Source organism: Streptomyces sp. NPDC099050 (assembly GCF_044759865.1).
Classification (GTDB): Bacteria; Actinomycetota; Actinomycetes; order Streptomycetales; family Streptomycetaceae; genus Streptomyces.
In genome coordinates this window covers 57,869-70,012 of record NZ_JBIWAE010000019.1, presented here as the reverse complement: position 1 = coordinate 70,012, position 12,144 = coordinate 57,869, and the positions used below count along the sequence as shown (strand labels likewise).

Here is a 12,144-nt window from a genome sequence, read left to right as displayed (position 1 = left end):
CGGTCCGGAGGCGCTCACTGCCTGTTTCCGATCCCTGTCCGCGCAGGTCAGCCAGCCTAAGTAGAAGTGCCCGGCGAGATCGATCCGTTCGAAGAGCAGTCACGGTGACGGTTGCGCGAACGGAACTTCTGGGGCACGGGCCCGACTGACCCCAAGTGCATCTTGGTGGGTTCAACCGAGGGGCTGTGTTGACGGTCGCGGACGCAAATTCTCGGCAAACCGCTTGATATAGCGGCAACCAGTCCATCAGCAATAAATCTGATGCGGGCCTCTGACTACCTTCAGGCCAGGCGGTGTCCGAGTGGTGCCGCTGGATGTGCCAGCGGACGGCCGGGATATCCTCCCCCCAGTTTCGCCTGTGGGGGGCCACCGAGCAGTCGCATCCGTATGGATGCGGGGTGCTCTGGCGTCTCCGCGGCCTGTCACCGGAGATCCGATTGCACGTTCACCTCTCTGCCCGCCTGGTGCTCCCCGCCCTAGCCCTCGGGCTGCTGGCAAGCACCGTCATCGCACCCGCGTCAGCCGGAGCCGCTGTCCCGGCATCCGCAGCGCCCATCACCGAACTCGTCCTGGATGTGCCGAAGGGCACGGGCGGAACAGGACCCGGATACCGCAAGACCGGCATCGCGCTGCACAGAGGTGTGCTGCGTGTGGCCGAGGACAACGACCCGGGCAGCGCCGTCGACCGCACCAGCATCTGGCAGATCCGGTCCGCCGAAGGCAGCCTGAGCGCGTCCGCCCGGGTCGGGGGCGCCGGTACGGATGCTCACTGCGTCACGACTGCCGTGGACTGCACTCCGTTGTGGGGCAATGCCGCCTTCGGTGGTGACGTGGTGCACGAGCGCGTGCCGGAGACCGGCGTCGACCGTCTCCGCGCGCTCGCCAGCAAGCAGGTGCTGACGTTCGACTCCACCAAGGGTGGTTCGGTGGTCGACGTCGCCGAGGGGACCGTCGTCTTCAACTCCGGCGGCTCCAAGCCCGTCCAGTACATAGCGAAGTTCGGTGAGGGGACGCTGGCCAAGCGTTCCGTGCGGGCAGCCGCCGTCATCAACGGCGGGGTGTGGAGCGCCACCGCGACGCCCGGCCGCCTGGAGTTCTGGATACACGGGCAGGAGGTGAACACCCAGTACGACATCGACGCCCCCTGCGTTCCCACCGCACTCCAGGCCCGTGACCGATGGCTGTACTGGAGCTGCGGCGGCGACGGTCCCGCCGGTGTGTTCAACCGGGACTCCCAAGTCTCCAAGCCCGCACCGAAGGGCGATGTCCTTCTGGGTGACGGCTTCACCGTCCACCATGACCACACCGCGAAGACCCTCGTGCTGACGGATGCCGTCACGGGCACCAGCCGTGTACTGGCCACCGGTGTACCGGTCGGCGGACCGGCGCTCGACCGGCGCGTCCGCTGGGACCTGGACGAGACCACTGGCCTGGTGGCCTGGATCGACGCGAGCGAGGAGATCCATGTCCGGTCCTCCGACGTGGCCTATCCACCGGCCAAGTGGGTGGCGGGGGGAGCCTCCACCAGTTTCAACAGCGAATCTTCCGGCACCTGGGACATGCTCTTGAGCCGTCCGGTCACGGCGTGGTCCCTGAAGTTCACCGACATGTTCGGCAAGACCCTCCACACGATCTCCGGGGGCGCCACGCCCGGGCGGATCAAGGTGACTTGGGACGGCAAAACGTCCTCCGGCCGCTATCTCGTCAACGGCCCCCACAGGTGGACCCTGACCGCCGTCGCGCACGGAGAATCCGGCACGACTACCATCCGCACGCTGGACTCGTGGTTCTCCCTGGGTGTCGCGGCGCCGCGCGACTACGGATCCCAGGGATACGCCGACGGTACCGGTGATCTCTTCGCTCTGAGGTCCGAGGCCGACGGCACCCAAACCTTGTCGACCCGGTACGGCAACCATCACACGGGGACGTTCGAGAAGGGCACAGGGGCAAAGGGCTGGCCGACGGGGGCGACGTTCATCCCGATCCATGACATGAACGGCGACGAATGCAACGACATGCTCGTCCGCTCCGCCGACGGGAAGCTGCGCCGCTACACCCCCTCCTGCGAGCGGTATGGGGCCGTCGCTCCGGAGGACCCCAGCACGCTCATCAGTTCAGGCTGGGGCATCTACGACACGCTCGTCTCGTCCGGTGACCTCACCGGTGACGGCCGCGCCGACCTGCTCACCCGCGAGACCAGCTCGGGCAAGCTGTACCTGCACGCCCAGACCAGCAGCGGACTCTTCGCCCCGCGCAAGCAGGTTCCCGGTGACTTCACCGGCTACAAGCGGATCGTCGGCGCCGGCGACCTCGACAACGACGGAAACGCCGACGTCGTTCTGCACGACAAGTCCAACCGCCTCTGGCGTATGAACGGCTCGGGGTCCGGCGCATTCGCCATACCCGTCAAGCTCGCCGACAACTGGGGCAGCGCGTACAACGCCCTGGTCGGCGTGGGCGACCTGACCGCCGATCGCCGCCCCGACCTCATCGCCCGTGACACCGCAGGCAACCTGTGGCGCATCGAGGGCACCGACTCGGGCACCTTCAAAGCACCCGCCAAAATGGGCACGGGGTGGCAGACCTACACCAGCATCCTCTGATCCTCGCCCGTCCAAGACCCGCCACAACGGCTGTTCTGCGTTAGCGGTCGAGGACTAGCCAAGACCAAGCACGAGCATCTGCCCAGGTTCCGGGATCTCGGCCTCGAAGCCACAGACTGCAACGGCTTCGAGGCCGCGGGACCATGGAATCAACGGGTACGCACACGGTTTGGACCGCCTTCTTCCCAAGGGCAGCAAAGAGCCTCGGAGCAAGGATGAGAAACAGGTAGTCAGCCCGTCCGGATGCGGAGCCGGTACTCCGTCGGCGTGATGCCGAGCGTGCGGCGGAAGGCCCGTACCAGGGTGTCGGTGCTGCCGAACCCGCAGGTGGAGGCGATCCGGTCGAGCGTGGCATCGGTGGCCTCGAGCCGGCCCCGGGCCAGCTCCACGCGGGCCGACTCGATGTAGGCGGCCGGGGTCATGCCCAGCTCGGACTTGAAGATCCGGGCCAACTGCCGTTCGCTGACGTGCGCGTACGCGGCGAGGTCGGCCAGGCCGATCCGGCCGCCGAGGCGCCGCCTGACGAAGTGCCGCAGGTCCTCGCCGCGCCGGGTCGCGGACACGGGTTCCAGCGGGACGCTGAACTGGCTCTGCCCGCCGGGCCGTTTGAGGTACATCACGAGCTGCCGGGCCACCCGCAGGGCGACGACCTCGCCGAAGTCCTCGGCCACCAGGGCGAGCGAGAGGTCCAGGCAGGCGCTGATCCCGGCGCCGGTCCACACCCCGCCCTCCCGGATGAAGACCGGGTCGGCGTCCACCTCGACCTCCGGGTACTCGGCCGCGAGCTGCTCCGCGGTGGACCAGTGGGTGGTGGCCCGCTTGCCGTCGAGCAGCCCGGCCGCGGCGAGCAGGTGCGCCCCCACGCAGACGGAGGCGACCCGGCGCGTGCGCGCGGCGAGCGTCCGCACCCAGTCGACGACCTCCGGGTCGGTGAGGGCGCGGACGCGGCGCTCGGCGTCCAGCTCGACGGCGCCGGGCACCAGGAGCGTGTCGATGCTCCGAGCGGCGGCCTCGGAGAAGGTCAGGTCCGGCAGGACGCGCACCCCGGCCGCGGTGGTGACGGGGTCGAGGGTCCGCGCGGCCAGGACGACCCGGTAGCCGGCCGCGTCCTCCGTCTCCCGCGGGACCAGGGAGAACACCTCCGGGGGTCCGGTGACGTCGAGCAGGTCGACGCCCTCGAAGAGGACGATCACGATCAGGGGCGTGAGGGTGTCGAGGTCCAGCCGGTGTCCATGGGTCTCATAGGTCTCATAGGGCTCCATGACGTCTCCGTGGGGGCTTCTCGGCGGATGCTCACGTGCAGATGTGTGCAACGCTAACATGATACGTAAGCATCGTTCACGAATCTCCCTGACACCTGGCATGTGGCCGCCGCATCCCCAGGTCGGGGGTGTTAGCGCTGCTACCATCGAGCCATGCCAACGGCCCGAGACCGCATCCTGGAAGCCACCGCGGAACTGCTCGCCACCAAGGAGGCGCCGGCGATCTCCACCCGGGCCATCTGCGACCGGGCCAAGGTCGGCATGCCCGAGATCTATCGCCAGTTCGGCGACAAGGAGGGGCTGCTCACCGCGGTGGCCGACCTCGGCTTCGAGCGCTTCCTCGCCAACAAGCGGCGCAATCCGCGGACCGGCGATCCGGTGGCGGACCTGCGCACCGCCTGGGACAGCCACGTCGCCTTCGCGCTCGGCAACCCCCACCTCTACCGGCTGATGTTCACCCCGGCGGGCGCGGCCAAGCCGCAGGCGATCGCGGAGGCGCAGGCCCTGCTCCTGACGGCCGTGGAGCGCTGCCGCGCGGCGGGCCGGCTGCGGACGACCCCGGCACTGGCCGGCCAGTCGATCCTCTCGGCGAACGTGGGCGTCTGCCTGATGGCCCTGTCCTTCCCCGAGCTGTACGGAGGCCTGGACATCTCGCAGTCGGTACGTGACGCGGTGATCGGGAAGGTCACCGGCGACGAGCGGGAGGACACGAGGATCGGCGCGGCCACCGTCCTCGCCCAGGCGCTGGTCGACACCCTCACGGGAGCGACCGCGCCGTGACACCTCTGCCGTGAGACCCCTGCCGTGACGGCCCTGCCGTGAGACCCCTGCCGTGACACCTCTGCCGTGAGACCCCTGCCGTGACGGTCCCGCCGTGACATCGTGGCCCCATGGCCATCGAAATCCGCCCGGCCTCGGTCTTCGAGGATGTCCGTGCGCTGCTCGGCCCGAAGTCGCCCGAGGCCAACGTCTGCTGGTGCCTGAGCTACCGGATCCCGTCCAAGCTCAACAACGAGCTCCGCGGGCCGGCCCGGGGTGCGTACGTGGCCGAACTGTGCCGGGCCGGGACCCCTCTGGGCGTGCTCGCCTACGACGGTGACGAGCCCGTCGGCTGGGCCGCCGTCGCGCCGCGCTCGGACACCTCCTTCGCGCGCAGCCGCACGATCCCGTACGTCGACGACCTGCCGGTCTGGTCCCTGTGGTGCGTCCGCGTACGCCCCGGGCACCGGAAGCGGGGGGTCTCGCACGCCCTCATCGCCGGTGCGGTCGAGTTCGCCCGGTCCCACGGGGCGCCGGCGATCGAGGCGTACCCGCTCGACAGCGGTGGGGCCAGGGTCGACCTGACGATGGCGTACGCCGGGATCCGGAAGAACTTCGAACGTGCCGGGTTCACCCATGCGGCCGACACCACCTCGGTCCTGGCCGGTCATCCCCGGGTCCTGATGCGGCTCGACCTGCGCTGAAGCGTCCGGCGCCGCACCGGTAAACCACCTTTCCCGGCAAACCATCCCAAAGTGCACCAAGCCGACTCTGATGTTCAGATGGGGCGATGTCCGGCGCCGCCCGCTGAATGGAGCGACAGATGGCCAACCTCCCCTCCGAGGCCCTCCCCTCCGAGACCCTGCCATTTGGGGATGTGACCAACTTCGAGAACGCCGACCGCGGATTCATCGGCGCCCTCGTGCCCGCCGTGGTCAAGGGCGCCGAAGGCCGGACCGTATGGGACAACGACGCTTACGGCTTCCTGAAGGCCGACTGCCCCGGCACCGCGAACCCCAGCCTGTGGCGGCAGGCGCAGCTCGCCTCCAAACAGGGCCTCTACGAGGTCGCCGACGGCATCTACCAGGTGCGGGGCCTCAAACCTCTCGAACATGACCCTCGTCGAGGGCGACCGCGGGGTCGTCGTCATCGACCCGCTCATCTCCGCCGAGACCGCCGCCGCCGCACTGGCGCTGTACCGGGAGCACCGCGGGAACCGTCCGGTCACCGGCATGATCTACACGCACTCGCACGGCGACCACTTCGGCGGCGCCCGGGGCGTGCTCCCGCGCGGCACCGAGGAGGGCGTACCGATCCTGGCCCCCGAGGGCTTCCTGGAGCACGCGGTCAGCGAGAACGTGTACGCCGGCAACGCCATGACCCGCCGCGCCGTCTTCATGTACGGGGACCGCCTGCCCAAGGCTCCCGACGGCCAGATCGGCGCCGGCCTGGGCATGACCACCTCCACCGGCACCATCACCCTCATCCCGCCCACCGTGGACATCACCGCCACCGGGCAGGAGGAGACGGTCGACGGCGTACGGATCGTCTTCCAGCTCACCCCCGGCACCGAGGCGCCGGCCGAGATGAACTTCCTCTTCCCGGACAGGCGGGCGCTGTGCCTGGCGGAGAACGCCACGCACAACATGCACAACATCCTGACCCTGCGGGGCGCCGTCGTCCGCGACTCCCGCATCTGGTCGCGCTACCTCGACGAGGCGATCGACTACTTCGGCGACGGCTACGACGTGGCCTTCGCCTCGCACCACTGGCCGACCTGGGGCCGGGAGAACGTCGTCGCGTTCCTCGCCGCCCAGCGCGACCTGTACGCGTACATGCACGACCAGACCCTGCGCCTACTCAACGACGGCCTCACGGGCCCGGAGATCGCCGAGGAGCTGCGACTGCCGCCCGCGCTGGAGAACTCCTGGCACGCACGCGGCTATTACGGCTCCCTCTCCCACAACGTCAAGGCGATCTACCAGCGGTACCTCGGCTGGTTCAACGGCAACGTCGCGACCCTCTGGGAGCACCCGCCGGTCGAACTCGCCCGGCGCTACGTGGACTCGATGGGCGGCCCCGAGCAGACCCTCGACAAGGCCCGCGCCTACGCCGACTCCGGCGACCTCCGCTTCGCGGCCACCCTCCTCAACCACCTGGTCTTCGCCGAGCCCGGCCGTACGGAGGCCAAGGAGGCCCTCGCCGGCGTCTACGACAAGCTCGGCCAGGGCGCGGAGAACGGCCCCTGGCGAAACTTCTACCTGACCTCCGCGATGGAACTGCGCCAGGGCGAGAACGCCGCCCTGCTCGACACCGCCAACCCCGAGATGGCGATGGCGCTGACCACCGAGATGCTGCTGGACTCGATCGCCGTCCGGATCGACGGCCCCCGGGCCTGGGACGAGGACCTCACCATCGACCTCGTCCTCACCGACGAGAACGCCCGCCACCGCCTCACCCTCCACAACGGCGCCCTCACCCACCGCACGGTCACCGACCCCCGCACCCCGGCCGGCCTGACCCTCACCCTCACCAAGCCGCAGCTCCTGGCCGTCCTCGCGGGGCAGGCCCCGGACTCCATCTCCACGGTGGGATCCCCGGCGCTCCTGAGCCGCCTGTTCTCCTACGTGACGAAGCCCGACCCGGCGTTCCCGATCGTCACGCCGTGAGGCCGTAGGCGGCCGCGGCCCGCGAGCGGTGCTGCGCGAAGACGACGAGGCGCAGCACCGCGAACCGCGCGATACCGGCGAGCGCGGAGGCGGACAGGTACACGACCTGTTCGCGCACGGCGCTGGGCGAGGCCTCGAGCTGCCGCAGGAGGAGCATCGCCGCGCAGGTCACCGCGTAGGCGGCGGCGGCGGATCCGGCCGACTGGGCGTGCTGGCGCCAGGTGGCCCGCCCGCCGGCGCCGAAGGTGAAGCGGGCGTGCAGCTCGGTGGCCAGGAGCGTGGAGACCGCGGTGATCAGGGCGTTGGCCAGGATCCAGGGAATCCAGGAGGCGAGGCCCGCGACGGCGAAGCTGGAGGCCACTCCGACTCCTCCGCCGCAGACGACGAAGCGGGAGAAGGCGGTGAAGGCGCTGGACGCCGTCTGCTTCCGGCTCTGCACTGTCTTCATGATCCAACCCCTCCGGTGCCGCGGACTGCCGAATGCGCCGCAGTGGTGCCATCGTGGCACACGCATGGCACCACGTCTAGGCGTTAGTGGTGCCACACCCCTCCGGGGTGGCGCCATCGGGGCGGTCAGGCGAGGGCGGCGACGGTCAGGGCCAGTGCGGAACCGGCGAAGACCACGGCGTGGCGGACGTTCTGCAGGATCCGGGTCCAGGAGGGGAACGCCCCTTCGGCGGCCCGGAGGAAGGCGGGGACGTCCACGCGCAGCAGTTCGGGGTCGCCCTTGCGGCGAAACGCGGCCCGTACGGACTTCACCGCGCCGAGCTGGCTCTGCAGGATCAGGATGTTCGCGAGGAGCGCGAGTGTGGAGAAGATCCAGGTCAGGGTGGTGCCGAGCGGGTTGCCGGCCAGATTGAGGGCGGCGGCGGCGAGGCTCGCGGCGGCGAAGGAGCCCGGGGCCCACCACTCGTGCCCGCTGGCGTCGAACCGGAGCTTGTTCTCCTCCAGCACCTCCGGGCGGATGCCCTGGCGCCGCAGCTCGGTGACGGCGGCGGCCTTGGCCGCGGCGCCGAAGCGGTGGCGCAGGAGCGGGATCGAGGCGAAGGCGGCGGCGACGAGGATCTGGGCGACGGCGGCGAGCGTGTTCGTGTCCATGGGCTGCTCCCTCTCGACGGTGGACTTTTACAGCGTTCAAGTCCGTTGCCGAGAACTGTAGGACCAGACTTGAACACCGTGCAAGTGCCTTCTTGAACTTTGTGCAAGAGGGTGGGCGGTGACCTATCGTGAAGCCATGCCACGCGACACGCTCACCCGCGAACAGATCGTCCGCACCGCCGTCGAACTGCTCGACACCGAAGGCCTCGAAGGCCTCAACATGCGCGCCCTGGGCAAGCGGCTGAACTCGGCCGCCACGGCCGTCTACTGGCACGTCAAGAACAAGGACGACCTGCTCACGCTCGCCGGTGACCAGGTGTGGGACGAGATCCGGCTGCCCGACCTCGACGCGGTCGACTGGCGCGCGGCCGCCACCGCCATGGCCGGCGACCTGTACGGGATGTTCACCCGCCACCCCTGGCTGGTGCAGGCCTTCGCCACGCACCTCTTCCACGGCACGGGCAAGGCCCGCCACGACGACCACAATCTCGCCGTCTACGAGAAGGCCGGCTTCACCGGCACCCAGGCGGACCGGGCCGCCGGCGCCGTCTTCACGTACGTCCTCGGCAACGCGGCGCCGTCCGCCGCCACCACCTCGCTCAGCCGCCGGATCGAACGCGAGGGCGGCGACGCCGAGGAGGTCTTCGGCGCCGTCATGCGGCAGGCGACCGAGGCCGCCTCGGGGTTCCCCCGCCTGCGGGCCCGGATCGAGCCGCTCTCCGGCCCCGGCTACGCGTCCGCCCCGGACGACACCTTCGACTTCGGCCTCCAGGCGCTGCTGGACGGCCTGGCGGCCCGCGTCCCCGGCGGCGTCACCGCCGCCATGTGACCCACGTCACTCGCGCTTCCTGTCAGGAATCGGGCCGCCGCTCCGCTCAAGTCGGCGAGAACCAAGCGAACCGAACCGACAGGAGCACCACATGAAGCACCGCGTTGTCGTCCTCGGTGCCGGCTATGCCGGGGCCTACGTGGCGGGGAACCTGGCCCGCAGGCTGTCCCCGGCGGACACCGAGATCACCGTGGTCAACGCCGAGCCGGACTTCGTCGAGCGGCTTCGGCTGCACCAGCTCGCGGCGGGACAGGAGATCGCGACCCGGACGCTCACCGACGTCTTCGCGGGGACGGGGATACGGCTGCGCCTGGCCCGCGTCACCGCCGTAGACCCGGAGCGCCGGGTCGTCACGGTGACGGGCACCGCCAACGGCGCTCCGGCTGACGAAGCCGAAGCCGAAGCCGACGCCGAAGCCGAAGCCGACGCCGACCACGGCACTGGCACCGCCAACGGGGAACTCGGCTACGACACCTTGCTCTACGCCCTCGGCAGCCACGGAGACGACCGGGGCGTCCCCGGCGTGACCGAGCACGCCTTCGACGTCGCCGCCCGGCCCTCGGCCCTGCGCCTGCGCGAGCGCCTGAACGCCCTGGGCGGAGCCGGAGAGGTCCTGGTCGTCGGTGACGGGCTGACCGGCATCGAGACCGCCACCGAGATCGCCGAATCCCGGCCCGGCCTGTCGGTGACACTGGTCGCCCGCGGCGAACTGGGCGCCCGGCTCTCGCCCGGAGCCCGCGGTCACCTGCGCCGGGCCTGCGACCGGCTGGGCATCACCGTCCTGGAACACACCCGCGTCGAAGCCGTCGAAGCGACCCGGGTCCTGTGCGCCGACGGCGCCGCCCTGCCGTCCGACGCGACCGTGTGGACGGCCGGGTTCGCGGTCGCGCCCATCGCCGCCGCCGCCGGGCTGGCGGTCACCGCGGACGGCCGGATCCTCGTCGACGCCACCATGCGCTCGCTCTCCCATCCCGAGGTCTACGCCGCGGGTGACAGCGTCCACACCATCGGCGCGAACGGCCTGCCCCTGCCCATGTCCTGCGCTTCGGCCGGCTTCACCGCCATGCAGGCGATGAAGGCCATCATGGGAAGCCTGACCGGCACCGGGGCAGGGCATGTCAAGCTGGCCTACCCGGGCAACCACATCAGCCTCGGCCGGCAGGACGCCATCCTGCAACTGGTCGACGGCGCGGCCCGGGCGAAGCCCGCGTACACGGGAGGCCGGAAGGCCGCGCGCATCAAAGCGGGCATCCTCAGGATGTCGCTGTGGACCACCTCCCACCCGACCTTCTGCCTCCCCAAGCGCCGGCGCCGCCTGACCGCGGTGCCGCACCGGTCCGTGGTCGCCGCCTAGGGTGACCGCCGTGGACAGCGCTGCTCCTGACACCGATCGCTTCGACACCGATCGCTTCGAGGCCTCCCGCAACCGGCTGGCCTCGCTGGCCTACCGCCTGCTGGGCTCCGCCGCCGACGCCCAGGACGTCGTGCAGGAGGCGTACCTGCATTGGCGGGCCGCGGACCGGGAGCGGATCCGGGTGCCGGAGGCCTGGCTGACCAAGGTCGTCACCCACCTGTGCCTCGACCTGCTCCGCTCGGCGCGGGCCCGCCGCGAACGCACCGCCGGCGCCTGGTTCCCCGAACCGCTCCTCGACGGCGACCCGATGCTCGGCCCGGCCGAGACCTACGAGCAGCGCGAGTCGGTCTCCCTGGCCGTGCTGACCGTCATGGAACGCCTGTCACCCGTCGAGCGGGCCGTCTACATCCTGCGCGAGGCCTTCTCCTACGCCCACGCCGAGATCGCCGGGATCCTCGACATCACCGAGTCCGCGAGCCAGCAGCACCTCCACCGCGCCCGGACCCGCGTCACGGCCACCCGCCGGGGCGGCGCCCGCGAAGTCGACGCCGCTTCGGCGCGCAGGATCGTAGAGGAGTTCCTGACGGCCGCCACCTCCGGCCGCACCGAACGGCTGGTGACGCTGCTCACCGATGACGTGGTCGCGCTCTCCGACGGCGCCGGCCTGGCCGCGAAGCTGCTGCGGTACGAGACCCCGCGGCGCGTCGCCTCCTTCCTGCGGGGCGGCTTCACGTCCACGCCCGCGAAGCAGCGGCTCGCCGGCGGCGCGTCGGCCATCCACTACGCGGTCGTCAACGACGCCCCCGCCCTCCTCTTCGTCCGCGGCGACCAGCTCCTGGGCGCCGCGACCTTCGAGGTCACCGAGGACAAGATCGCAGCCGTACGCGGCATCGCCGCCCCGGCCCGCCTCGCCCGCCTCGCCGTGGCCTGGCGGCAGCAGGCCCCGGAGGCGCCGCTCATCGCCGCGTGGTGACGCGGGCCGGTCGCATCACCGCCGGCCCGCCACCGGTCACCGGTCACCGGTCACCGGTCACCGGTCACCGGTCACCGGTCACCTCAGGATCAGCCAGCCGACCTGCCCCGCGAAGACCGAGTGGGCGAGGCCGCAGGTGACCCACCCCCAGGCATTGCGCATCCCGTGGCTCCGCACGGTCCCCCAGCCCGCCACCAGGAGCACCGCGGCCAGCGCGCAGCAGATCCAGGACATGACGAGCCAGGGCGTGGTGTGGCCGGTGAACTGCCGGACGAGGGACACCGGGATGAGCACCAGCACGGGCATCATCCACTCGGCTTCGCCGGCGCGGGCGTCGCTCTTGGGCGCGGACGTGGTGTCGGTCATCCCGGATGCTCCGTCTTCGTCTTCGTTCTCGTATGGTGCTGCCATTCACGTGCATCCCCCCGAGCCGCCGCAAGGGGATAAACCCCAGGTGAGTGGCCCGACCGGGCGTGAACTGCGTCAACGCGGCCCCGACGTCCACGCCTTCGCCCAGTGTGGCGAGCCGCTCGGCGCCGTACATGGCCCCGGCGCCGTCCGTGTGGTCGCCTCCGTGGAGGTACACCACCACTGGGC

Annotated in this window: 10 protein-coding genes and 1 pseudogene; 7 read left to right on the top strand and 4 right to left on the bottom strand. The window is 70.7% G+C overall.

Features of this window, described 5'->3' with window-relative positions:
- Positions 1-650: 650 nt before the first annotated feature.
- A complete protein-coding gene (locus ACIQV3_RS28355) occupies positions 651-2,603 on the top strand; it encodes an FG-GAP-like repeat-containing protein (protein ID WP_403716678.1) in 1,953 nt (650 codons plus the stop codon).
- Positions 2,604-2,833: 230 nt separating this feature from the next.
- Here ACIQV3_RS28355 and ACIQV3_RS28350 read toward each other — a convergent pair whose 3' ends face one another.
- Positions 2,834-3,865, bottom strand: coding sequence for a GlxA family transcriptional regulator (locus ACIQV3_RS28350; RefSeq protein ID WP_403716676.1), 1,032 nt, complete (start codon positions 3,863-3,865; stop codon positions 2,834-2,836).
- A 153-nt stretch (positions 3,866-4,018) separates the two neighbouring features.
- On the opposite strand from ACIQV3_RS28350, the gene ACIQV3_RS28345 reads away from it, so the two are divergent.
- The 3 genes and pseudogenes from ACIQV3_RS28345 (at position 4,019) to ACIQV3_RS28335 (ending at position 7,293) form a co-directional block, all read left to right on the top strand.
- Positions 4,019-4,645 carry a TetR/AcrR family transcriptional regulator gene (locus tag ACIQV3_RS28345; protein ID WP_403716674.1) on the top strand — a complete coding sequence of 209 codons (627 nt, stop codon included), beginning with the start codon at positions 4,019-4,021 and terminating at the stop codon, positions 4,643-4,645.
- Between the two features lie 110 nt (positions 4,646-4,755).
- A complete protein-coding gene (locus ACIQV3_RS28340; protein ID WP_403716670.1) occupies positions 4,756-5,328 on the top strand; it encodes a GNAT family N-acetyltransferase in 573 nt (190 codons plus the stop codon).
- Positions 5,329-5,447: 119 nt separating this feature from the next.
- Positions 5,448-7,293, top strand: a pseudogene (locus ACIQV3_RS28335) (alkyl/aryl-sulfatase).
- Here ACIQV3_RS28335 and ACIQV3_RS28330 read toward each other — a convergent pair.
- Both ACIQV3_RS28330 and ACIQV3_RS28325 read right to left on the bottom strand, forming a co-directional pair.
- The gene (locus tag ACIQV3_RS28330) at positions 7,283-7,741 is read right to left on the bottom strand and encodes a hypothetical protein (protein WP_403716667.1); all 459 of its coding nucleotides are present in this window, start codon (positions 7,739-7,741) and stop codon (positions 7,283-7,285) included. The pseudogene ACIQV3_RS28335 and the gene ACIQV3_RS28330 sit on opposite strands and share 11 nt — an antisense overlap.
- Before the next feature lie 125 nt (positions 7,742-7,866).
- On the bottom strand, positions 7,867-8,391 hold the full coding sequence (locus ACIQV3_RS28325; protein WP_403716665.1) for a hypothetical protein: 525 nt from the start codon (positions 8,389-8,391) through the stop codon (positions 7,867-7,869).
- A gap of 136 nt (positions 8,392-8,527) precedes the next feature.
- Here ACIQV3_RS28325 and ACIQV3_RS28320 point away from each other — a divergent pair, with 136 nt between their 5' ends.
- The 3 genes from ACIQV3_RS28320 to ACIQV3_RS28310 all read left to right on the top strand — a co-directional run bounded on the left by ACIQV3_RS28320 (position 8,528) and on the right by ACIQV3_RS28310 (position 11,547).
- Complete coding sequence (locus ACIQV3_RS28320; RefSeq protein WP_403716663.1) at positions 8,528-9,220, top strand: TetR/AcrR family transcriptional regulator; 693 nt, start codon at positions 8,528-8,530, stop codon at positions 9,218-9,220.
- A gap of 91 nt (positions 9,221-9,311) precedes the next feature.
- A complete protein-coding gene (locus tag ACIQV3_RS28315; protein ID WP_403716661.1) occupies positions 9,312-10,574 on the top strand; it encodes an NAD(P)/FAD-dependent oxidoreductase in 1,263 nt (420 codons plus the stop codon).
- Between the two features lies 1 nt (position 10,575).
- Positions 10,576-11,547: a sigma-70 family RNA polymerase sigma factor gene (locus ACIQV3_RS28310; RefSeq protein ID WP_403716658.1), complete on the top strand. Its 972-nt coding sequence runs from the start codon at positions 10,576-10,578 to the stop codon at positions 11,545-11,547.
- Between the two features lie 78 nt (positions 11,548-11,625).
- On the opposite strand, the gene ACIQV3_RS28305 is transcribed toward ACIQV3_RS28310, so the two are convergent.
- Positions 11,626-11,913, bottom strand: coding sequence for a hypothetical protein (locus tag ACIQV3_RS28305; protein ID WP_403716655.1), 288 nt, complete (start codon positions 11,911-11,913; stop codon positions 11,626-11,628).
- Positions 11,914-12,144: the final 231 nt, after the last annotated feature.

What these genes read in the sequence shown, in the direction of transcription:
- ACIQV3_RS28350 (WP_403716676.1), bottom strand. Translation starts at nt 3,865, where the DNA reads ATGGAGCCCTATGAGACCTATGAGACCCATGGACACCGGCTGGACCTC.
- ACIQV3_RS28345 (WP_403716674.1), top strand. Translation starts at nt 4,019, where the DNA reads ATGCCAACGGCCCGAGACCGCATCCTGGAAGCCACCGCGGAACTGCTC.
- ACIQV3_RS28340 (WP_403716670.1), top strand. Translation starts at nt 4,756, where the DNA reads ATGGCCATCGAAATCCGCCCGGCCTCGGTCTTCGAGGATGTCCGTGCG.
- ACIQV3_RS28330 (WP_403716667.1), bottom strand. Translation starts at nt 7,741, where the DNA reads ATGAAGACAGTGCAGAGCCGGAAGCAGACGGCGTCCAGCGCCTTCACC.
- ACIQV3_RS28325 (WP_403716665.1), bottom strand. Translation starts at nt 8,391, where the DNA reads ATGGACACGAACACGCTCGCCGCCGTCGCCCAGATCCTCGTCGCCGCC.
- ACIQV3_RS28320 (WP_403716663.1), top strand. Translation starts at nt 8,528, where the DNA reads ATGCCACGCGACACGCTCACCCGCGAACAGATCGTCCGCACCGCCGTC.
- ACIQV3_RS28315 (WP_403716661.1), top strand. Translation starts at nt 9,312, where the DNA reads ATGAAGCACCGCGTTGTCGTCCTCGGTGCCGGCTATGCCGGGGCCTAC.
- ACIQV3_RS28305 (WP_403716655.1), bottom strand. Translation starts at nt 11,913, where the DNA reads ATGACCGACACCACGTCCGCGCCCAAGAGCGACGCCCGCGCCGGCGAA.